The organism is Ignavibacteriales bacterium, from assembly GCA_026390595.1.
GTDB lineage: Bacteria > Bacteroidota > Ignavibacteria > UBA10030 > UBA10030 > UBA9647.
This window is the reverse complement of record JAPLFQ010000013.1, coordinates 1-23,418: the sequence shown is the minus strand read 5'-3', so window position 1 is coordinate 23,418 and position 23,418 is coordinate 1. Positions and strand designations below refer to the sequence as shown.

Below are 23,418 nucleotides of genomic sequence, written 5' to 3'. Positions count from 1 at the left end.
ACGAACGTGAATGTGCAGACCCGATTGCCGATGCTCGGCCTGTGGATTGCAGCGACGTTCTTCAGCTGCAACATCTTTGAGACGAGGCCGCCTGAACCGCCAACGCAGTCGAGCTCCAGTTACACACCTGCAACGGAGCCATCGCTCGTGTTCTCGAACATGTCGAATGCGTTCCGTGATCTGAATTCTCTCAACTATCTCAAGTCGTTTGCCGATTCGTCGGCTGCTGGACGGGGCTTCAGTTTCGAGCCGACACCACAGGCGAAAGTCAAATATGGCGGCGCATTTCTCTTCTGGAACAGGCAATCCGAGCAGCAGTATTTCGAAAACCTCCGCTCGAAAATACCCAGCGGATCGGCTGCATCGCTCGTGTTTCAGACGCTGACTGTGCAGAGCATTCAATCGGATTCCGCCCAGTACGAGGCGACATACACGCTCACCGCTTCGCACTCCGTGGCGAGCGTCCCGAAGCAGGCGACAGGGAAGGCGCAGTTCCTCCTGCTCGCCGACCGGTCAAGAAACTGGGTCATCTGGCGATGGATCGATGTGCCGACCGGAACAAGCAGCTTCACGTGGAGCGATCTAAAAGGCGAGTTTGGGCAATAGAATGCAGAATCCAGAAAACAGAATCCAGAAGACAGAATCAAAGATTCTGACTCCTGACTTCTGTATTCCTAACCTCGATCAGCGGATGTTCAGGGTCTCATGAGATTGGTAGCCAGTATTCTGATTCTGTTCCTGTTCACCTCCTGCAATCCTTTCGCGCCGGGGTTGGACGAAAATCTGCAGGAGGGGAGTTCCATCCTGGGCGACCCGGCGACGATCGACGGAGTGTTTCAGAACATGAAGTATGCGTACACGTTTCGTGACACGACGATCTACGGCCAGCTGCTGAGTTCCGAGTTTTCATTCGTCTTCACGGACTACGACCGCGGCGTCGAAATGACGTGGGGAAGAGATGAAGAAATGCAGACGACGCGCGGACTGTTCATGAACGTGCAGCGGCTCGATCTCGTGTGGAACAACATCATCGCGGTCTCCAGCGATTCCATGAACCTGCACGCAAGCGTGAGCCGCAATTTCAATCTCACGGTCACATTTAATCCTGGCGACAACCCCCGCATCGATGGGTATGCCACGCTCGCATTGGCCCGTTCCAATCCGACGAAGCCGTGGCAAATCGTTCGCTGGCGGGATGAATCAAATTTCTAACCGAACACGACCATGGTGAAAGTCGCATATCAGGGCGAACCCGGCGCATTCAGCGAAGAAGCCGCGCGCAGTTTCTTCGGTCCCCGGGCGAAGCTGCTTCCCAAGCAGAGCTTCAAAGATGTCTTCGAATTCGCTTCGGCACACCCGTCAGGGTTCGGCGTCGTTCCGATCGAGAATTCGGTCTTTGGCAGCGTCCACCAGAACTACGATCTTCTCCTGCGCCACAAGCTGCACATTATCGGCGAGCTCAAACTCCGGATTCAGCTCCACATGATGGTCCTGCCGGGAGTGAAGGCGAAGGATATCCGTTCTGTGTACTCTCATTCGCAGGCGCTCGGGCAGTGTGAAGAGTATCTCCGCTCCCTGAAGGCCGTCAGCGTCGTTGCCTACTACGATACCGCCGGATCCGCCAAGATGATTCGCGATGAAGGGAGAAGGGACGCGGCTGCGCTTGCGAGTGCCCGCGCGGCCCGCACGTACGGTTTGTCGATTCTCAAACGGAACGTCGAAAGCAACCATCACAACTTTACCCGGTTTATTGTCCTTTCCGCCGCGAAGGGCCCCGCGAAGAGCGAAGAGAAGACATCCCTCGTGTTCGCGGTGAAGGACGCACCGGGGGCTCTGTTCAAAGCGCTTGCGGTGTTCGCGCTCAGAGAGATCAACATGCTCAAGATCGAATCGCGCCCGCACGTGGGGAAACCATGGGAGTATCTCTTCTATCTCGATATCGAAGGCTCTCCCGCAGAGGCGAGGGTGCGTCAGGCGCTGAAGAACCTCGATGAACTCACGACATTCGTGAGGGTGCTCGGAGCCTATCCATTCGGATCAACCATCAAGAGTTGACCATGCAGCTGAGCTACATATTTCGTGAAGGATTTTCGGGATTCCGTCGGGCGAAGCTCTCCACGTTCGCGGCCATTATGACAATCTGCGCCTCGCTCCTCCTGCTCGGGTCGTTCGCCATTCTTGTCCTCAACGCCAACACTGTCGTCGAATCGCTGCGGGAGAAGGTGGAGATGGAGGCGTTCCTCGCTGACTACATCTCGCCGGTCGAGACATCGATCGTGCGTGACAGCATCGCCCTGATCCCGGGCGTCCGTGAGGTGAGATACGTTTCCAAGGAGGATGCGGCCAAAATCTTCAAAGAGGAGTTTGGAGAAGATGTTCATAAAGTCCTCGATTTCAATCCGCTTCCGGCGTCTGTAAAGATCTTCTTGAAAGATGGCTATCGGACTGCGAAAGGGGCTGAAGAAGTCTATGAGGCTGCGAAGAAGATCAGGGGAGTGGAAGACGTCATTTACCGCAAGTCACTCATGGAGATGCTCGACCGCCGGGCCACCACGTTTCTCTGGATCGTGTTTGGGATGGGCCTCTTTATAACGATATCGTCTGTCTTTCTTGTGGCCAATACGATCCGACTCGCCATTTATGCGAAACGCAAGATCATTCAAACGATGAAACTCATCGGCGCGACGAAATCGTTCGTCCGCGGGCCGTTTATTCTCGAGGGGCTGGTGCAGGGCTTTGTCGGCGGCGCACTTGCGGCGGCCATCCTTTTTCTCGTTTTTGAATACTTCGCGCGGTGGATCTCCGCCGAACTGGCGGATTTCGTGCGCGTGAAACCGCTGTATTACGGCATCGTCGTCGTAGTCGGCTGCATTCTTGGATTTGTCGGAAGCGCCATTTCGATACGCCGCTTTATCACCGAAAGCGTCGTACACGAAAAGAATTGAGAATTGCTTTTTCAGGGATTCTTTTCTACACTCTCCACACGCTGATCGAGCACATCAAGGTCCAGCAGAACCCACTCTTTGACACCACCTGCCCGGTTTGGCCGACCGCGGGTACCTTCGGTACATACGCGGCACAAACCTGGGAGTGACTTCATCCGAATGATCACATTAGCGAAGATCTATATTCGATTTATCACATTACCGAAGCTCAATATTCGATTTATCACATTACCGAAGCTCAATATTCGATTTATCACATTATCGAAGATCTATGAATAAATTCACTGCCTTGTACCGGTCTTCTGTTGGCAAGAAGATCATCATGAGCCTGAGCGGGCTCTTCCTCTGCACCTTCCTTGTCGTCCACCTCGTGATCAACCTGTTCATCTTCAAGCATGACGGTGGAGAGACATATAATCGCTACTCGGAGTTCATGTCCACGAACCCGTTCATTCGAGTGATCGAGATCGTGCTGTTCGCCGGTCTGATTGCTCACGTGATCAGCGGCGTCGTGGTGTGGCTGAAGAACCGCGCGTCCCGTCCGGTTGGATATGAGATGTACCAGCTGAAGGACAATACGACGTTTACCTCCAGGACCCCGATGCTGACTGCGAGTGCCAGCCTCGTGGGTTTCTTCCTCGTCGTGCACCTGAAGACCTTCTGGGTGCCAAACCGGTTCTGGGCTGCTGCGCCGCAATCGAACTACGATCTCGTGGCCGCCGCGTTCGCCGATCCGGTCTATGGCCTGTTCTATCTTGTCGCGCTGGTTTTTCTCGCCTTCCATCTCAGGCACGGATTCCAGTCGGGATTTCAGACCCTGGGCCTGAGCGACAAGCGCTACAAGTGGCTCATTGACAGCGTGGCGGTGATATTCTGGCTGTTCATTCCGCTCGCATTTGCCGCTATGCCGGCATATTTCCTCTGGTTCAAGTAAACGCGTCGATGCCGTGTCGCCCGAATGTTGACCATCGCAATGGGAGCTACAACCAATGAAGCTTGACTCAAAGATACCATCTGGTCCGATAGAGAAGCAATGGGACAATCACCGCTTCGCAATGAAGCTGGTCAATCCTTCCAACAGGCGCAAGTATTCGGTCATCGTGGTTGGAACGGGTCTGGCCGGTGCTTCGGCTGCTGCGAGCCTGGGTGAACTTGGATACAACGTCCTCTCCTTTTCCTATCACGAATCGCCCCGCCGGGCTCACAGCATCGCTGCCCAGGGGGGAATCAATGCTCCGAAGAATTACGCGAACGACGGTGACAGCATCTGGCGTCTGTTCTATGATACCGTCAAAGGCGGTGACTACCGCGCGCGTGAAGCGAACGTCTACCGCCTCGCGCAGGTCAGCGGCAGCATCATCGATCAGTGTGTTGGGCAGGGTGTCCCGTTTGCCCGCGACTACTCGGGCTACCTCGACAACCGGTCGTTCGGAGGCGCACAGGTTTCCCGTACGTTCTATGCACGGGGTCAGACGGGCCAGCAGCTTCTGCTCGGCGCGTATTCTGCGATGAGCCGGCAGGTCAAGGCCGGGACGGTGAAGTTCTTCCCGCGTCGCGAGATGCTCGATCTTGTTCTGGTCGACGGACAGGCGCGCGGCATTGTGGTCCGCGACCTTGTGACGGGAAAACTCGAAACCTATGCCGCCAACGCGGTGGTACTTGCAACCGGCGGATATGGAAACACCTTTTATCTTTCCACGATGGCGAAAGCCAGCAACGCGACCGCGATCTGGCGCGCACACAAGAAGGGCGCTGCGTTCGCAAATCCATGCTTCACGCAAATCCATCCGACGTGCATCCCGCAGAGCGGCGATTACCAGTCGAAGCTCACGCTGATGAGCGAGAGCCTTCGCAACGACGGACGCATCTGGGTGCCGAAGGCGAAGGGCGACACGCGCAAGCCGCAGGATATTCCGGAAGAAGAACGCGACTACTATCTCGAGCGGATGTATCCGTCGTTTGGAAATCTCGTGCCACGCGACGTGGCGTCCCGCCGGGCAAAAGAAATGTGCGACAAGGGATTTGGCGTCGGCCCGACCAAGCTTGCAGTGTATCTTGATTTTGCCGAATCCATCAATCGACTTGGAAAGCACGTGATTGAAGAGCGGTACGGGAACCTGTTCGACATGTATCATGAGATCACGGCGGAAAATCCGTACCAGGCTCCCATGCGGATCTATCCCGCGGTGCACTACACGATGGGCGGGCTGTGGGTGGACTATAACCTGATGAGCTCGATCCCCGGTTTGTTCGTGCTCGGCGAGGCGAACTTCTCCGATCACGGCGCGAACCGTCTCGGAGCGAGCGCGCTGATGCAGGGGCTTGCAGACGGGTATTTCATCATCCCGTACACGATGGGGGACTATCTGGCCTCCACGAAATTCAAACCGGTGAAAACAGATGACGACGCGTTCAAGAAGACGCAGGCGGATGTCGATGAATTGATCAGGAAGCTGATGTCGATCAATGGCAAGAAGACCGTGGAAGAGTTTCACCGTGAATTGGGGAAGATCATGTGGGACAACGTGGGCATGGGAAGAAACAAGACCAGCCTTCAGAAGGCTCTCAAGGAGATCCCTGCGGTGCGCGAAGAGTTCTGGAAGAACGTGAAAGTCGTTGGAGCATCGGACGATCTGAACGCAGAACTGGAACGGGCCGGAAGAGTAGCCGATTTCCTTGAACTTGGCGAGCTGCTTGCCTACGATGCGCTGCATCGCGAGGAATCATGCGGCGGTCATTTCCGTGAGGAACACCAGACGGTAGAAGGGGAAGCCCAGCGGAACGACAAGAAATTCTCTTATGTAGCAGCGTGGGAGTTTACGGGCGTTGGCAAGAAGCCGATCCTGAATAAAGAGCAACTGACGTTCGAGTACGTGAAACCGTCACAAAGGAGCTACAAGTAATGGATTTCAAACTGAAGATTTGGCGCCAGAAGAATCGGGACGACCGGGGCAGGTTTGTTGAGTACGAAGTCAAGAACGTGTTTCCCGACGCGTCTTTCCTGGAGGTGCTCGACATCCTCAACATCGACCTGGTGAAGAAGGGGGAAGAGCCGGTTGCATTCGACCACGATTGCCGGGAAGGCATTTGTGGGAGTTGCGGCCTCGTGATCAACGGGCGTTCCCACGGTCCGGGCCGGGGCATCGCGACCTGTGAGTTGCGGATGCGCGGGTTCAAGGACGGGGAGACGATTGTCGCCGAGCCATGGCGCTCCAAGTCGTTCCCGATCCTCAAGGACCTGATTGTCGACCGCACGTCGCTCGACAGGATTATCCAGGCCGGCGGGTATATTTCATCCAAGACGGGGGCTGTGCCCGAGGCAAACTCGATACAGATTCCGAGACCTGATGCCGAAGAGGCGATGGATGCGGCGGCATGCATCGGTTGCGGCGCGTGTGTGGCGGCCTGTCCGAATTCCTCTGCGATGCTCTTCGTTGCGGCGAAGGTCTCTCACCTGGCATTGTTGCCGCAAGGGAAGGTCGAACGCAAGGAGCGCGTCCTCAAGATGATTGAGCAGATGGACAAGGAAGGTTTCGGAAACTGTTCAAACAACTATGCATGCGAAGCGGAGTGTCCGAAGAAGATTTCGGTCACGCACATCGCCCGTTTGAACAGAGAGTTTCTGCTTGCAGAACTTACCTGAGACTGTTCTCATCAGAGAAAGCAAAAGGGCGACCATCGGTCGCCTTTTTTTTGTTGCGATGCGGTCTTTTTTCTTGCCTTGGACTATTGTGCTATTACGTGAAACAACCCCTGATGACAGCAGTGGAGACTTGTATTTCCTGCCGCTCTTGTTTCGTTGTTCCAAAACCCCGCCAAGAGCTTCCTATGTCGTGAGGACCATGGTTCGTGTTGGATGGAAACTGGCCAAAATTGAGAGTTAAGAGAAGGAAAATCTCGGCTCCTTGACACTCGCTTGGAATCGGCTTACTATGAACGCATATCGAAGCCGGGGATGGCTTCAAGAAACGAGGAATTGTGATGGACCTCCGGACTCACGAATGTGATGAAAGAGGTTTTCTTGTTTGTGGTGCCCCCAGCGTGACAAAATGGAACCTGCGGGCATCAAACTATTTCATTTCTGATTGATTCAACGAGAACCGGAAGGTGTCTCATGCAAGATGAGCGAAAGACCAAGGCGCAATTAGTCCGTGAACTCGGGACTCTGAAGGCCGAGCTGAAAAGGCTTGAACAGTCAGACGATGATACCGTCGGTGGTGTGCAGATCATCTCCCGCGACGTCACCGAACGCAAACAGGCAGCGGCTGTCGTGCGTGAGAGTCAGTACCAATATCGCGATTCTCACTGCAATGCCTCTCCTGGCATCTTCCATTCCTCCTTTGAAATGAAATTTCTTGATGTTAACCCCGCTCTCGCAAAGCTGCTGGGGTCTACCACCCCCGAGGAGGGTGTCACCAGTATTGCCGAACAGGCTAATTTGGTCTCGCCGGATCGCGATGCCGTTGGAGTCGCAATCCTGGATGCCGGCGGGCTCCTAACCTCCGACAATTCCAGGATTGTTTCACAGGACGGCTCAAGCTCCTCTCCACACTGTCATCCCCGTACAGGCATAAAATGAAGACTCTTTGGGAACAGCTACGGACGGTTTTAAGGACTCCCGGCACGTGGAACAACGAACAACAACAACGACGCGCGGAAATACTTCACGTTTGCTTTCTCTGCGTATTTGTTGCCGTGTTCTTCTATCTTGTCGCGCCCGCTTCAATCATCGCCGGACAGAATATATTCATCGCCTCAGCGATGTTATGCACCGTCATCGGGATGTTTCTCCTCCGCCATGGCCATCTCAATCTCTCCAGTATTCTGACAGCTTCCACTCTTTGGCTCATCTTTACAGTAGGAACCTTCACAGAAGGAGGAATCACGTCGGGTTCCTTCGCCGGGAATGTAGCGCTCGTCGTTTTCGCCGGCCTGGTGCTTGGCTTACGGGGCGCCATCACCGTGACGGTTAGCAGTCTCCTCGCAGGCGGACTCATAGTGTATCTTTCGTTGCATAATCTGCTGCCCGCACCTGCGGTGACATATTCACAAGTAAACGTCTTCGCCGATTTCTCAATTTACCTTTCAATCACCGCAGCGTTTACCGGAATCGCCGTCAACCGCATTGACACGTCTGCCGGGCGCGTCGCGCGGGAACTTGAAGAACGTAAGAAAGCAGAAGCAGAACTCCGCATCAGCGAAGAGCGACTGAGGGATATTATATTCAGCTCGGCTGATTGGGTGTGGGAGGTGGATCAGAACGGCGTCTATACCTACAGTTCGCAAAAGGGCTTTGACCTATTTGGGCCCTCCCGTGAAAATGTTATCGGAAAGACACTATTCGATTTCATGCCACCGGATGAAGCGAAGAGAGTAGCGTCAATATTTTCTGACATCGCGGCACACAAGGCGCCCATAAAGGACCTTGAGAATTGGAATGTCGGGACGAAGGGCGAAAGAATCTGTCTCGTGACCAATGGTGTGCCCATAGTGGACATAGATGGAAATCTCAAAGGTTACCGCGGCGTGGATAAAGACATCACCGAGCGCAAGCGGGTGGAAGGGGCGCTTGCCAAAACAACAGATGAACTCAAGCGTACACTTGACCTCGTCCCTGACATGATTTGCACAGCAAGTCCTGATGGCCATTTCCTAAATGTGAACCGAGCTTTTGTAAAGACCCTGGGGTTTTCCCAGGAGCAGCTACTGGCAACCTCATATGTCGATTTGATGCATCCGGATGATCGGGAATCAACGATGGTTGAAGTGGAGAGGCAACTTGCCGGACAATCGACTGTCAATTTTGAAAATCGCTATCGGTGCAAGGACGGTACTTACAAGGTGCTGGAGTGGCATGCGGCTCCAGCTGATGATGGTGTTCTTTTTGCGGTTGCCCGCGACATCACAGAGCGAAAGCGTGCTGAGGAAAAGATTCACCTCTTGGCCCACACGATCAAGAGCGTATCAGAGTGCGTCACGGTCACCGACACCGAGGGGCGGCTCATTTTTGTAAATGACAGCTTCCTCGAATCGTATGGATATCAGGAAAGCGAGGTTCTTGGAAAGACCATTCAATTCTTGCGTCCATCCGATGGAGCTCCAACGGCCGCGGACATCCACGAAGCGACGCTCGCCAGGGGATGGCAAGGCGAGTTGATGAACCGGCGAAAAGACGGAAATGAATTCCCTGTCTACCTCTCCTCATCCGTTGTCAAAGACAACGACGAGAATGTCATAGGGATGGTCGGGATCGCTCTGGATATTACCGAGCGCAAGCGAACGGAAGACAACCTCAAACGAGCGCTCGAATGGCAGGATGCGATCTTTGAGGGTTCACGCGACTCTGTGTTCATCTCAGATCAGGATTCCCGATTTGTTGCGGTCAACAAAGCTGCATCTGACCTCACGGGATACTCGCGTGAACAATTGCTTACCATGCGGATTGCCGATCTTCATGAAGATCCTGATCTGGATGCATACAAGACTTTTCATCAACGAATATTTGCCGGAGAAGAAATCGTCAGCGGAGCGAAGATACTGCGAACTGAAGGAATAAAGATAGACACGGAGTTTAGCAACAAGTGTATTTCGATTGATGGAAAGCTCTACATGCACACTTCAGCCCGCGACATCACCGAGCGCAGGCGTACGGAGGATGCATTGAGAGTTTCAGAGGCCCGCTTCAAGACATTATCACAATTGAGTTCTGACTTTTCATATTCTTGTGTACACTCCGGTGAAAAAAGCTATTGGGTTGATTGGATCACTGATGCATTCTACTCCATAACCGGTTATAACGAAAAAGAACTCAGAGAACAGAAGTGTTGGTTGTTTACAGCTCACGAGGGTGATCGCCAAACCATTATTGATCAATTCAACGGCTTGCACGAAGGAGAATCTCTTAATCAAGAATTCAGGATTGTGGCGAAGGATGGCAGAGTGTTATGGATCAGCAACAAGATGAAATGTGTTTCTGACCCTTCGGTTGCGGGTAAGCTCAGAATCTTTGGCTCTGTTCAAAATATCACCGAGCGCAAGCAGGCGGAACGGCTCATTGAAGAAGAACGCAACCTGTTGCGGTCGATCATCGATGCTATTCCCGATGAGATCGTGGTTAAGGACCTGGAGAGGAGATTCGTCCTTGCCAATAAGGGCTGCTTGCTCGCATTGGGAAAGCACACGATGGACGAGGTGGTAGGCCTGCGGGATGAAGACCTCGTTCCTGAACGCTTTGTCTCTGATGCGAGGGAGAAAGACATTCGCGTGTTGACGAGCGGTGAAGCTCTCGTCAACGATTTACCTGAACTGAAGCGAGATGAAGCGACCGGTGAGCTCGTGCGAGCCTTTCTCTCCACGAAAACGCCTCTGCGCGATAGTGACGATCGCGTCTTCGGGTTGATTGTTGTGAACAGGGACATAACACAATTGCACCGCGTGCTGGAGAATCTCAGCCAATCGGAAGCGAGATTCAGAACCGTGTGGGAGCATGCACTCGACGGCATGCGGCTCACTGACGCAGAGGGAAACATCGTGATGGTGAATCAATCGTTTTGCCAATTGTTTAAGAAAGGGAGCGAAGAACTGGTCGGGCGTTCGCTGGCGGAGACGTACCTTCCAATACTGAATGAAAAAATAGTGGAGCAATATCGTGAAGCGTTCCGGGATCGCACAATCGCGTCGTTCCTGGAAGCGGAAGTCACGATCTGGAGTGGCGATCAACTCTTCCTGGAAATGTCCAACGCGGTGCTCTCTATCCCCGGTCATCCGGAATTGTTGCTGAGTGTTTTTCGCGACATCACCGAGCACCAGCGTGCCGAAGTGGCGCTGCGGGCGAGCCAGGAGCAATTCCGTATTGCGCAGGATATGTCCCCCGATGGGTTCACAATCCTTCAACCAGTACTCGATGCCCAGGGGCGAGTCGTCGATTTCACCTGGATTTATGAGAATGCTGCGGTTGCGCGGTTGAACGGCACGGATCCGCAAGCAGTGGTGGGCAAGCGACTGCTGGAGCTGTTCCCCGGCCACCGCGGCACGCCTATACTGAGAACCTATCAGCAGGTCGCGGAATCAAGGGAGACCCGCATCTTTGAGGCCGACTACTCTGGCGAAAGCATGCCAACACCGACCTCATTCCGGATCGTCGTTGTACCGATGGCTGGAAATATCGCCATCCTGGCCCAGGATATCACCGAGCGCAAGCTGGCGACAGATGCTATGCGTGAAAGTGAAGAGCGTTACAGAGACCTGGTAGAAAACAGCCTCGATCTCATTTGCATACATGACTTAGAAGGAAATCTGCTCTCGGTAAATCCGGCTGCCACCAGGCTTAGCGGATTCACGGAAGAGGAGATGGTGGGCAAGAACTTGCTGAAATTCCTGGCTCCTGAAGGTCGGAGGATGTTCAAGGGTTACCTGGCTCGAATGCGAGCCACTGGCAGCGCCAGCGGTCTGCTTCCGGTGATCACCAAAAGCGGGGAAAAACGCATATGGGAATATTTCAACACGCTGCGCACCGTAGGTGTAACGGTGCCGACAGTTCGCGGTTTGGCACGCGACATTACTGAGCGCAAGCAGGCGGAAGAAAACCTTCGTGAAAGTGAGGCCAAGTTCCGCGGTCTATTCGAATGGATGGGCGGGGGAATTCAGCTCTGCGAAATGGTTTTCGACGCGGAGGGCCGTCCGGTCGACAACATCATCCTCGATGTGAATCCTGCCTACGAGAAGCACTCGGGCCTTCGCAGAGAACAGGTGGTTGGTAAACGCATCAGGGAGATACTACCAATCGTTGAGCAGGCGTGGCTGGACCGCTATGGCAAGCTTGTCCGAACTCGTGAGCCGATACACTTCGAGGAGTACAATGCTTCGCTCCATCGGTGGTTTGATGTATACGCTAGCGCCCTGGGCGGCAACAGATTTGCCGCGTTCTTCAGCGACATCACCGATCGCAAGCTCGGTGAGGAGCGTCTGAAGCTATCGCGAGAGCAGCTTCACCTCCTCGCCGGACACTTGCAGAGTGTGCGTGAAGAAGAGCGAAAGCATTTGGCGCAGGAGTTCCACGATCAGCTTGGGCAAGCTTTGACTGCGATCAAAATGGACTTATCGATGCTGAACCGGGCAATCACAGACACCAGCAAGGTACCGTCACGTTCAGTCATCGCTCAAGGTATTGAGTCGTCCCAAGATATGATCGACAGAGCGATCGCGATCATACGGGAAATCTTGTCCGAGCTAAGGCCTGAGCTCCTGGACCAACTTGGAATTATCCCGACGTTGGAGTGGGAAGCGGAGATATTCCAACGGAAAAGCGGCATTGCATGCACATTCAGTTCGACGGTTGACCCGATCGCACTTGAAGCAACGAAAGCGATCGCAGTCTACAGGATCTTCCAGGAAGCCATCACAAACGTGGCGCGGCATGCCAAGGCCACGAGTGTCGAAGTCGAGCTTCGAAAGGAAGGCGGGGGTCTGGTCCTCGCAATCGTGGACAACGGAATAGGAATCTCATCCGCTGCCCAACAAAGAATCCAGTCTTTCGGACTTACCGGCATGCGTGAGCGGGCGATTCTGTTGGGTGGAACTCTGGAGATTAGCGGGATTGAGGGGAAGGGGACGACAATCCTTCTCCGCATACCGTACGAACAATCGCTTACCAATGGGAGTGTCGCTTTATGATAAGAATTTTCATCGCTGATGATCATGTCCTTATTCGGGAAGGGTTCAAGAAAATCCTCCGAGAGGAACCGGACCTGTGCGTCGTTGGAGAAGCGGGAACTGCCGCGGAAATTCTCGCCAAGATTGCGGAGTCCGAATGCGATATCCTTGTTTTGGATCTGGGGCTGCCCGACAGGCCGGGCATGGAGGTTTTGAGAGAAGTCAAGAATATGCTTCCCCACCTCTGTGTTCTCATTCTGAGTATGTATCCCGAAGACCGCTTTGCGCTGAGGGCGGTCAAAGCGGGGGCAGATGGGTACCTTTCGAAGGAAGGCGCTGCTACAGAGCTCGCGACTGCAATCCGCCAGATAAAAGGGGGACACAAGTATGTGAGTCAGAATTTGTCGGAAAATCTTCTTGAAAAAGTGCGTGGGAAAGTGCCGTTGATGATGCACGAAGCGCTCTCAGATCGGGAGTTCCAGATCCTCCAGTTGATCGCAGCGGGGAAAGCAATATCGGATATCGCGGCTCAATTGAACCTGAGTGTCAGCACTGTGAACACACACAGGACGCATATCCTGGACAAGATGAACTTGCACACGAACGCCGAGTTGATGCGGTACGCGATTGAGAACAAGCTGGTGGAGTGAAGGTTCTGGTAGAAGTCCGTCACGTGTAGAAGTCCGTCTTCTTACTTCGCTACACTGGGTGAGAAGACGGACTTCTTGCCTGTCGATGGACTTCTTACTTGTTGACGGACTTCTGACTCAGTCGAACTCGCCCCTCGCCCAATCTACTCCCCGCATTTATTATCGAATATTCCTTTGCTGAAATCCCCCGATGTCCCGCCACCATTGCCTTCCTGCAGCTTTCCCAAAAGTGACCCGGTTACGAACATCGCAAACAATCCTACTACTTATCAGGAATTGTCCGATACCGAATCGAACGCGACATGAGTATCCTTCACCGCCAGCACAATGGCAGAGAGGCCTGGTGAAGAAAAATGAAACTGTTTGTAGCAGATGATTCCTCGGCAATACGTGAACGCATCGTTCGAATGGTCTCAGAATTGAAGAATGCTGAGGTCGTCGGTGAAGCGGCCGACGGTGCAGAGGCGCTACGTCGTATCCCCGAATCAAAACCCGATCTCGTCATTCTCGACTTGAAAATGCCGGTCGCCAGTGGTTTCGAAGTCCTGCCTCTCATCAAAGGGCTCGCATCGCACCCACTGGTAATGGTTCTGACGAACTATGCGACAAGCAGGCATCGTGAAGAATGCAAAAAGCTCGGGGCAGACTATTTTTTTGATAAGTCGAGGGAGTTTGAGAAAGCGATCGATGTCATAGAGGCTCTGGCAGAGACCTTTTCCCATTCCAGACTGTGAGGATTTGGTAAGGATGAATACAGGGTACACACTGCAATCAAGAAGAGAACCTTCATCATAATAACGGGAGAATGCGTCACATAAGCAGGCTAACTATTCTACAACACACAGGAGGTGCGTATGGGCTGGTCAGAAGAAGAACAGAAGCAGAAGATGGCGGAAACGGCTGAGCGGGGAAAAGTGAGCCAGACTCGCAACAAGAAGGTTCTCCGTATCGCCGGGATTGTGACAGTCCTGGCACTCATCGTTTTTGCCGTTGATTTGGTTACGCGCGAAAAGGGAGCCCGTCTGCCGTTGGATCTCCGCGATCAGGAAGGGACTGTAGCGGCGTGGAAGCATGATGGGTTCGTGAAGTCGATCGACAACGCTTCTGCCACGGTCGTGGTCGACGAGGCCGTTTGGAAAGAAATATCGCATGATGAGAAGACCACGATCATAGCGTTTCTGGGCTCCTATTGTGCCGAGAAGAGCGGAGCGGCGCAGGCTGTCATCTCGATCAGGGGAGACAACTCTCACGCATTGCTTGGCGGCATCGACAGCGTTGGGATGAAAATCAATTAAAACAACCGTCTGAGGTCACAAAACAACCTGGAGAAGAACCATGGGACAACAACAATTGCTTTTATTGATTCTGGCCACCATCGTCGTGGGTATTTCGATCAGGGTGGGACTACGAATGGTTGACGACCAGAACATGCAGCAAAACAGAGACCAGCTGGCGTTGCAGGCGCAGCAAATCTACGCCGTTGCCGAACAGTACGCGACAAAGTCCCAACGACAGGCCGGGGGTGCGGGGACATACACGAATTTCAAATTGCCCAAAGGCTTCACGCAAACTGTAGCCGGGACATTCACGGCAACCGTGTCTGGCACGACAGGTCTGACAATTATTGGTACTGGCAACGTGAAGGGAAATAACGGCACCAGCCCGGTGACAGTTACCTCCACGATCACGACCAGAAAAATTACGAAGACCATTTTCAGCAATTGATATGAGAAAATGTTGAGACAGAGGGTTGAACAGTAGGCGTCATCACAAAGGAAGGATCGCCTTCATGGCCAAGACATATTCGGCACTGATCATTGATGACTCCGGCGAAGTCCGGATAATACTCACACGGTACTTCAAGAACCTCGGGTTTGAGACTATCGACACTGCAGAAGACGGGAGGGCCGGCCTGGACAAAGCCAGATCGACGAAGCCTGACATTGTTATCCTCGACGGCATTATGCCCGAACTGGACGGGATAAAGGCGCTGCCGGAAATCAAGAAGGAGAGTCCGAACACGGTTGTTGTTATCTGTTCGTCCCTGTCGGACAAGTCGAAGGTGATGGCATTTAAAAATGCGGGGGCAGACTTCTACATTCTCAAGCCTTTTGACAGGGAGAGGTTCGAGGAGGTGATAAATCAAGCCATCGAGATTCTTGCGAGCAGACCGGGGAGTGCCTCATGAAATGCACACACTGTGATGCTGACAACGAAGATGGCCGCAAGTTCTGCCGTGACTGCGGTATTGCGATCGGAGTGATGTGTGATCGCTGCAAGATCGTGAACCCGTTCGGCGATACGTACTGTGGCATGTGCGGATTCAAGCTACTGGAAATGCCCAAAGAGATGTCTTCACCTTCTGACCCATTAGAAATGCCGCAGCCGGACAGACCAGGGCAGTACACGGCCCGCGATATTAAAGAGCTTCTCTCCCTGCGGACGAAGCTCAAGAAGGAAGAGGATTCCCTTGAAAGCCTCCGTCAGGACGACATTGACAAACTGTTCGGGAGGACGAAATGACCACTGAATATCAGCAATTGATTGACGTCCTGCTCAAGGAAGGGAGAATCGACGGAGAGGTGCTGAAGGGGAAGCGGTCGCAATTCGACGACGCCGTCGGGCGCGAGGGAATCGCAAAAAGCCTCGTCAAAATCCTGAATGTGGCCGAAACCGATGTCGCCGGGACTATCGCGAAGTCGTTCAACCTTCCGCAGATGCATGTTGCCCGCGAAATGGCAACGGCGCCCACCGGCATCTTCGCGGAAGAAGAAATCGTCGGTTATCGGGTGCTTCCGATTTTCCAGATGGGATTGGAACTGACCGTTGCATTCGTCGATCCACCAACTCCTCAAATCCGCGTGCTGTTGCAGAAAATCAGCGGTTACAGGGTGCTCCCGGTCATCTCGACTGTCTCTGATTTCGAGTCTGCCCTGAGCAAGTATTCGGGTGCCCTTGACAAAGTACAAAGGGTCGGATCGTTGTTTGATCTGGACAAATTCGATATTCGGGTGGGAGAGGGGAAAATCAAAGGATTCTCTGATGATGGGAAAGCGGAAGAAACCATGGCCCGGCTTGCAGAGGAGCTCCTGCTCCGGGCGGCAAAGATGGGCGCCAGCGATATCCATATAGAGCCGGGGAAGCACGAACTCCTGATCCGGTTCCGCGTTGATGGTTATCTTCGGCGCATCGTGTCTCTGCCGATGTCGTATCACCCGGGGATCCTTTCTATTCTGAAAGCGAAATCCGGAATGGACATGTTCGAGCAATTGATTCCGCAGGATGGCAGAATGTCTCTCAAATTCGCTGATCGCGAGATCGATGTTCGGGTCAGCTCACTTCCTCTGTTGTTCGGGAACAAGATGGTGTTGCGGCTCCTCAGCACCACCGCGATGATGGCCAATCTGGACAATCTCGGTTTCTCGGATGCGAACCTCTCATTGTTCCGTTCGCTGCTCAGGCTGCCGAACGGAATCGTGCTGGTTACCGGTCCGACAGGCAGCGGAAAAACCACGACGCTCTACGCCGGCTTGAATGAGATCAGAAGCATGGATCGCAATATTACGACAGTTGAAAATCCCGTGGAGTACATGCTCGAACTTGTCAATCAGGTCCAGGTGAACGCGGACCGCGGACTTACGTTTGCCTCGATACTGCGCGCCATCCTTCGCCAGGATCCGAATGTCATTCTTCTCGGGGAAATCCGGGATACGGAAACGGGGACCATTGCAACGGAAGCAGCGTTGACCGGGCATCTTGTTTTGAGCACACTTCATACCAACGACGCTGTGGGAGCGATTTCACGTATGATCAATCTCGGGATCGAGTCGTTCTGGGTCAGTGCGTCAGTGATCGGGATCCTTGGGCAACGATTGGTCCGCAAGATTTGTGCGCGCTGCAAAGAAGAGTATGTTCCCGATGCCAATACGCTCGATGAACTCGGTTTGGCTCTCCTTCCACGGGGGACACCGTTTTTCCGCGGGCGCGGCTGCACCTACTGTGGAGGAGGCGGATACAAAGGGAGGGTCGCCATCCATGAGGTCTTTGTGATAACGGAGGAGATGCGCGACATGATTTATGGACAGGTAACGACGAGCAAACTTCGGGCTCTTGCCGCCGCGAACGGCTTCCGTGACATGTACTTCGACGGTGTACAAAAAGCCCTGGCGGGAATCACTACACTCGATGAGGTGCGGCGGATTTCAAAGAAGACGATTTAAGAAGAAGGTAGAAGTCCGTCCAGGTGAGAAGTCGGACTTCTACGTCGAGAACCTGCCTGAGAAGTCCGACTTCTACAAGGCGACGGACTTCTTACTTGGATGGATAGATAATGAACCAACAAGCGAACAATTCCCTCAACATGTGGATCAACGCGTTTCCGCGTATCTCGGGTGGCGCCGCGGTTGTCGTCGGTTCAATCGTTCTTGTCGGCTGGATGTTTGAGATTCCACTCTTGAAGAGCCTGCACCCAAGCATGGTTTCCATGAAAGCGAACGCGGCGCTTGCATTTATGCTCGCTGGAACATGCATGTTGCTTCTACACTCGTCAGCGCAAAGCATGAAGCTGAGACGCGTTTCACAGGCTCTCGCGTTGTTCGTCATCCTGATCGGGCTACTCACATCAATAGAGTATACGTTTGGCTGGAATGCCGGAATAGACCAACTTCTGTTTAAGGATTTACCAGGAGCGGCTGGTGCATTGCATGGGGGGCGAATGCCTTTCAGCGCTGCCGTGAGCTTTGTTTGCGTTGGCATTGCTTTTTTTGTGCTTGAAGCGAGAAGTCGCCGCGGCATTGTGTTCAGTCAGATCCTGGCGACGATTGTGGGCGTTCTGGGGTTGATTGGTCTGCTCGGCTACATCCCCAATTTGCCGGAATTCCTGGGCTACGCCGTGCACACGCGGATGGCTGCTCATGGTGCGATGACATTCATTCTTCTCTCTATCGGAGTATTATCGCTCAATCCCGACGATGGAATCATCGGCGAAATTATTGTCGACGGGTTCGGTGGTTTCATGGCCCGCCGCCTGTTGCCTGCTGCAGTGGGCATACCGATCCTTATTGGCTGGATCACTACGGAGGGTGAAAGGAACGGTCTCTATGGCAATCAGTTTGGCGATGTCATTGCAGCGGCTGCATACATCGCCATTGCGTTGGTTCTGACGTGGAGAACCGCCCGATCGCTCAACAAACTCGATGCGAAACGCAAGCGCATGGAGAAGGAACAGATCGAAAGCGAGAAATACTTCAAGGAGCTGTTCGACGATGCCCCGGTAGCATATCACGAACTGGACCTGGAAGGGCGTATTTCTCGGGTCAACCAAACCGAACTCCGGTCGCTCGGCTATCGCCTCGAAGAAATGCTGGGACACTTCGTGTGGGAATTTCTCGACGACCAGGAGGCCTCAAGGCAGTCGGTCCTTGCTAAATTGGCCGGCACCAAACCGCCGGCGAAAGGCGTCGAGCGCGTCTACCGTCGAAAAGACATGACGACGATTGATGTCGTGAGCGAAGATACGATTCTGCGGGATGCCGACGGGCGCATCACCGGAATTCGCACCACGCTCCAGGATGTCACGGAGTTGAAGCTCGCTCAAGAGCAAATGCGAAGGAGTGAAGAACGATGGCGCGCCGTCGTGCGGACAGCGACAGACGCCATCGTGACCGTCGGAGAAGAAGGGGCCATCCTTTCCTGGAACGAAGCGGCCGAGCGAATCTTTGGCTATTCGTCCGATGTGGCGTTGGGTATGCAACTGAATCTGATCATTCCAGAAGGTTATCGGGACGCTCACCGGATTGGAATGCATCGGCTGCTGGAAACGGGTAAGCCGAGGGTCATTGGGAAAACTGTGGAGTTAGTCGGATTGAGGAGCGACAGGAGTGAATTCCCGATCGAACTCTCCCTGGCGATGGTGAAGGTTGATGATTCTGTGATGTTCACGGGTATCATCCGTGACGTCAGCGGACGCAAGAAAGCGGAACGCGAGATCAGATTGCTGGCGCAGACCCTCTCCTCGACGAAAGACTGCGTGTCCGTTACAGATCTTGATGACAATATCATCTTCGTGAACGATGCCTTCTTGCACACGTATGGATATACTCGTGAAGAGTTGGTTGGCCATCCGGTTGTAATTGTCCGTTCGGGGAAGACTTCTCCGGAGATCGGGAGCAAAATCCTGAAAGAAACGCTTGCCGGGGGATGGTATGGTGAAATCTTCAACCGCCGGAAAGATGGGACTGACTTTCCAATAGAGCTCTGGACATCGGTCGTGAAAGATGAGTCTGGAAAGGTGATCGCGACAGTAGGAGTTGCACGCGACATCACCGCCCACAAGCGGGCCGAGCAGGAGCGGGAATCGATCATCAAAGAATTGAAAACCACTCTCGAGAATGTGAGGACTTTGGATGGCTTGGTCCCTATTTGCGCTCACTGCAAAAAAATACGCGACGACAAGGGTTACTGGAACCAACTGGAAAAATATATTGTGGACCACACGGACGCGAAGTTGACGCATGGACTCTGCCCGGAGTGTGCCGAGCTGTACTTCCCGGGGCTTGCTGCGAAGACTTCGCCGGGGGGAAGTCCGTCCAGGTGAGAAGTCGGACTTCTACATCGAGAACCTGCTTGAGAAGTCCGACTTCTACACGGCGACGGACTTCTCACATGGCGCCGGGCACCCACGTGAAGATGAGAAAGCAACTATGTTCTTGAATCGTATTACCCCATTGACATTCAAGCGTCTCATTGTCACTGTCGCAATCATCGCGGTAGCTGCCGCGTTGCGAGTGTGGCCACTCCATTCACTTGGTTCAACTCTCGCGTGGTTGACGTTCTATCCCGCCGTTATGGTCATTGCGATATACGGAGGCTTCTGGTCGGGATTACTAGGGACGTTGCTTGGCTGTCTCATCGCAACAACGTTGTGGTTTGTGATTGCGGCACAACCGTTCGTAAAAAACCCTGCCGATTGGCTTGGCGTGGCCGTTTTCGTTCTTACAGGCACGATGATATCAACCGTTGCCGAAGCCATGCGGCGTGCAAATGAGCGGGCGAGCGAGGCACAAAAACAAGCAGAAGCGGCGAACCATGCCAAGAGCGCTTTTCTCGCAAACATGAGCCACGAACTTCGCACACCACTGAACGCCATCCTGGGGTACTCACAACTCATGCAGAGAGATGCTTCACTATTACGCGAACATCAGGACAACTTGAAGATTATCAATCGCAGTGGGGAGCATTTACTGGAACTGATCAACGATGTGCTCGAGATCGCCAAGATCGAGTCGAATCGTGTCACGCTGGAACCTTTCGCCTTTGATCTCCATGCCCTGATCCTTGACCTGAAGAAGATGTTTCAAGTCCGGACGGACTCTAAAGAGCTGCTCTTCGAAATCTACGGAATCGATGAACTGCCTCGCTACGTCGTAGCGGATGAAAAAAAACTTCGCGTCGTGTTGATCAACCTGCTGGGGAATGCGGTCAAGTTCACACAAAACGGTTATGTCACGATGCGCCTCTCTCATCGGAAGGAAGGTCCTGAGGAGATGATTCTTTGTGTAGAAGTGGAAGACACCGGACCGGGAATCGCAGAAGGTGAAAAAGACAAGCTTTTCAAGTATTTCATCCAAACCGAAAGCGGCAAGCTCTCCAGAAGCGGCACGGGATTGGGACTGGCAATCAGTCAGGATTATATTCGGATGATGGGAGGAGAAATCTCTGTCAGAAGCCATGTGGGAGAGGGAAGCATCTTCCGTTTCGAGATACCCATTGCTGAGGGGAAAGGGGGAGACTTTGTGGAAAGGCCCCTTGCGCGACGGGTTATTGGACTGGAGCCCCGGCAAAAGGTTCCACGCGTGCTTGTAGCGGAGGACACGGAGGCAAATCGGACTCTTCTCGTCAAGCTGCTTACATCGGTGGGTCTTGATGTGCGTGCAGTCTCCAATGGTCGCGAGGCCGTGGACGTAGTTGAACAATGGCAACCTGACTTTGTTTGGATGGACATCCGGATGCCGGTGATGGACGGACTGGAGGCGACGCGGCGAATCAAATCTACTGAAAAAGGAAATCGCACCAAAGTGGTTGCGCTTTCTGCTCATGTTTTTGGAGAGGAGCGGGAAGATATCATCGCGGCGGGCTGTGATGACTTTGTGGGAAAACCGTACCGGGAACACGAGATTTTTGAGGTCATGGCAAAGCACGTTGGGCTTCAGTATGTGTATGAAGAAAAGCTGGTGGAGGATGCAGGAGGGGCGTTGCCGCCCGATGGCGAAATGGACCTGCGATCCATAGATCCTGAGATGCGGGCGGAACTGGACGGGGCGGTGACCAGTACTGATGCTCTAAAGATTACCGAGCTTGCCGATCGCCTGTGCGTGCAAAACCCGGCCGCGGCGACGAGGTTACGCACATGCGCGAAGAATTTTGATTACGATACCATCCGGGCGGCGCTTTGCCGCGCCGCGACTGAAGGGGATATCCATGCATAGAGACAAGCGCGGCGGAAACATCCTGATTGTCGACGACACACTTGATAATTTGCGCCTGCTCTCACAAATGTTAACCGCTGGCGGCCATTCTGTCCGCGCAGCCAAATCCGGACGGGAAGCGCTCGCGTCCATTCAGGCCGCAAAGCCAGACATGGTTTTGCTCGACATCAAGCTTCCGGATCTGAGCGGATATGAAGTTTGTACCCTGCTAAAAGCGGATGTGGCGACGCGTGATGTGCCCATTATGTTTCTCAGCTCATTGGACGAAATCAAGGACAAACTCCATGGATTCGAGGTCGGAGGCATCGATTATGTCACTAAGCCGTTCCACGAGCAAGAAGTCCTGGCGCGCGTCCAAACGCAAGTTAATCTAAGCCATTTGCGCACTGAGCTGAAGCGACACACTGAAGACCTGGAATTGTCCAACGAACGGCTTACCATTGAAATCGCCGAGCGCCGGCGGGTGGAACAAGAGCGCGAAAAGCTGATAGAGGAACTGCAATCAGCACTGGAAAATATCAGGACTCTGGATGGATTGGTTCCGATTTGTTCTTCCTGCAAGAAAATTCGCGACGATAAGGGCTTCTGGAATCAACTTGAGAAATACCTGGTAGAACACACCGACGCGAAGTTGACGCATGGGATCTGCCCGGACTGCGCGGAGCTGTACTTCCCAGGGATTGCTCAGAAGACTTCGCCGGGGGGTGCTCTTTAACCATGGCAGAAGTCCGTTACCAAAGTAAGAAGTCCGTCTTTTCACAGAGAGAAACCATAGTCAGAAGACGGGCTTCTACACCAAGACGGACTTCTACATCGAATCGGACTTCTTACACGGCGCGGTGTGCCGGTCACTTAATCGAGCTCGGGAAGGTGATTGTTACCCACGTGGTCGCAATTCGATTGACCACGAAATTATCTGAAGTGTGCACTGCGGTAAGCCACATTCGGGAGAAATGCCATGAGACATAACACGCCTGGTGGAAGCATCCTGATTGTCGATGACACGCTCGACAATCTGCGCCTCCTTTCACACATGTTAACTGAGCGTGGCTACTCTGTTCGTGCCGCGAAGTCCGGACTGGAAGCACTGGCGTCCATTCAGGCCGCGAAGCCGGACCTGCTATTGCTCGACATCAAGCTTCCGGATCTGAGCGGTTATGAAGTGTGTGCCCGGTTGAAGGCGGATTCAGCGACCAGTGATTTGCCCATAGTGTTCCTGAGTGTGATGGACGAAACCAAGGACAAACTCCAGGGTTTCAAGGCGGGTGGCGTCGACTACATCACCAAGCCGTTCCACGCAGAAGAAGTTCTGGCACGCGTCCATACCCATATTGAAATAGGTCGTTTGCGCGAAGAGCTTGAACGGCAAGCTGTCGATCTGCGGGACAGCCAACACCTGCTTATGGAATCTCAGGTGATCGCGGGCCTGGGGACCTATGTCCTTGAAATTCCGAAGGGAACCTGGACAAGTTCGGTAGTGCTGGACGGGATCTTCGGCATTGATGAAAATTATGTTCGTTCAGTTGAAGGATGGGGTTCACTCATTCATCCGGATTGTCGTGACATGATGCTGGAGTATTTTGCCAGGGAAGTAATTGCGAAATGTTCACTTTTCGACAAGGAATACAAGATAGTTCGACATGACAACGGCGAGGAGCGTTGGGTCCATGGGTTAGGTGAACTCGA

At 53.5% G+C, this 23,418-nt stretch carries 20 protein-coding genes; all 20 read left to right on the top strand.

The window, feature by feature from the left end:
* The first annotated feature begins 6 nt into the window (after window positions 1–6).
* Complete coding sequence (locus tag NTU47_05785) at window positions 7–606, top strand: hypothetical protein (GenBank protein MCX6133308.1); 600 nt, start codon at window positions 7–9, stop codon at window positions 604–606.
* A 99-nt stretch (window positions 607–705) separates the two neighbouring features.
* Window positions 706–1,212 (top strand): hypothetical protein, encoded by a 507-nt coding sequence (locus tag NTU47_05780; GenBank protein MCX6133307.1) that lies wholly within the window; start codon window positions 706–708, stop codon window positions 1,210–1,212.
* 12 nt (window positions 1,213–1,224) lie between these two features.
* On the top strand, window positions 1,225–2,055 hold the full coding sequence (gene pheA / locus NTU47_05775) for a prephenate dehydratase (GenBank protein MCX6133306.1): 831 nt from the start codon (window positions 1,225–1,227) through the stop codon (window positions 2,053–2,055).
* Between the two features lie 2 nt (window positions 2,056–2,057).
* On the top strand, window positions 2,058–2,945 hold the full coding sequence (locus NTU47_05770) for a permease-like cell division protein FtsX (protein ID MCX6133305.1): 888 nt from the start codon (window positions 2,058–2,060) through the stop codon (window positions 2,943–2,945).
* Between the two features lie 271 nt (window positions 2,946–3,216).
* A complete protein-coding gene (locus NTU47_05765; GenBank protein ID MCX6133304.1) occupies window positions 3,217–3,879 on the top strand; it encodes a succinate dehydrogenase cytochrome b subunit in 663 nt (220 codons plus the stop codon).
* A 55-nt stretch (window positions 3,880–3,934) separates the two neighbouring features.
* Window positions 3,935–5,848, top strand: a complete 1,914-nt coding sequence (locus NTU47_05760) for a fumarate reductase/succinate dehydrogenase flavoprotein subunit (GenBank protein MCX6133303.1) — start codon at window positions 3,935–3,937, stop codon at window positions 5,846–5,848.
* Window positions 5,848–6,588: a succinate dehydrogenase/fumarate reductase iron-sulfur subunit gene (locus NTU47_05755; protein ID MCX6133302.1), complete on the top strand. Its 741-nt coding sequence runs from the start codon at window positions 5,848–5,850 to the stop codon at window positions 6,586–6,588. The genes NTU47_05760 and NTU47_05755 overlap by 1 nt, the downstream gene beginning before the upstream one ends.
* Window positions 6,589–7,059: 471 nt before the next feature.
* Complete coding sequence (locus tag NTU47_05750; GenBank protein ID MCX6133301.1) at window positions 7,060–7,524, top strand: PAS domain-containing protein; 465 nt, start codon at window positions 7,060–7,062, stop codon at window positions 7,522–7,524.
* A complete protein-coding gene (locus tag NTU47_05745; protein MCX6133300.1) occupies window positions 7,521–12,617 on the top strand; it encodes a PAS domain S-box protein in 5,097 nt (1,698 codons plus the stop codon). Before NTU47_05750 ends, NTU47_05745 begins: the two co-directional genes overlap by 4 nt.
* A complete protein-coding gene (locus NTU47_05740) occupies window positions 12,614–13,246 on the top strand; it encodes a response regulator transcription factor (protein MCX6133299.1) in 633 nt (210 codons plus the stop codon). The genes NTU47_05745 and NTU47_05740 overlap by 4 nt, the downstream gene beginning before the upstream one ends.
* A gap of 353 nt (window positions 13,247–13,599) precedes the next feature.
* Entirely contained in the window at window positions 13,600–13,980 is a 381-nt protein-coding gene (locus NTU47_05735) for a response regulator transcription factor (protein MCX6133298.1), read from the top strand.
* Between the two features lie 120 nt (window positions 13,981–14,100).
* Window positions 14,101–14,541, top strand: a complete 441-nt coding sequence (locus tag NTU47_05730; protein ID MCX6133297.1) for a hypothetical protein — start codon at window positions 14,101–14,103, stop codon at window positions 14,539–14,541.
* A gap of 40 nt (window positions 14,542–14,581) precedes the next feature.
* Entirely contained in the window at window positions 14,582–14,971 is a 390-nt protein-coding gene (locus NTU47_05725; GenBank protein MCX6133296.1) for a hypothetical protein, read from the top strand.
* A 64-nt stretch (window positions 14,972–15,035) separates the two neighbouring features.
* On the top strand, window positions 15,036–15,434 hold the full coding sequence (locus NTU47_05720; GenBank protein MCX6133295.1) for a response regulator: 399 nt from the start codon (window positions 15,036–15,038) through the stop codon (window positions 15,432–15,434).
* Entirely contained in the window at window positions 15,431–15,769 is a 339-nt protein-coding gene (locus NTU47_05715) for a zinc ribbon domain-containing protein (GenBank protein ID MCX6133294.1), read from the top strand. The genes NTU47_05720 and NTU47_05715 overlap by 4 nt, the downstream gene beginning before the upstream one ends.
* Window positions 15,766–17,466, top strand: a complete 1,701-nt coding sequence (locus NTU47_05710; GenBank protein MCX6133293.1) for a GspE/PulE family protein — start codon at window positions 15,766–15,768, stop codon at window positions 17,464–17,466. Before NTU47_05715 ends, NTU47_05710 begins: the two co-directional genes overlap by 4 nt.
* A gap of 110 nt (window positions 17,467–17,576) precedes the next feature.
* The gene (locus NTU47_05705) at window positions 17,577–19,841 is read left to right on the top strand and encodes a PAS domain S-box protein (GenBank protein ID MCX6133292.1); all 2,265 of its coding nucleotides are present in this window, start codon (window positions 17,577–17,579) and stop codon (window positions 19,839–19,841) included.
* 106 nt (window positions 19,842–19,947) lie between these two features.
* Window positions 19,948–21,732 carry an ATP-binding protein gene (locus NTU47_05700; GenBank protein ID MCX6133291.1) on the top strand — a complete coding sequence of 595 codons (1,785 nt, stop codon included), beginning with the start codon at window positions 19,948–19,950 and terminating at the stop codon, window positions 21,730–21,732.
* Window positions 21,725–22,447 (top strand): response regulator, encoded by a 723-nt coding sequence (locus NTU47_05695; protein MCX6133290.1) that lies wholly within the window; start codon window positions 21,725–21,727, stop codon window positions 22,445–22,447. Before NTU47_05700 ends, NTU47_05695 begins: the two co-directional genes overlap by 8 nt.
* Before the next feature lie 243 nt (window positions 22,448–22,690).
* The coding region (locus NTU47_05690; GenBank protein MCX6133289.1) for a response regulator at window positions 22,691–23,418 on the top strand (728 nt) is incomplete at its 3' end.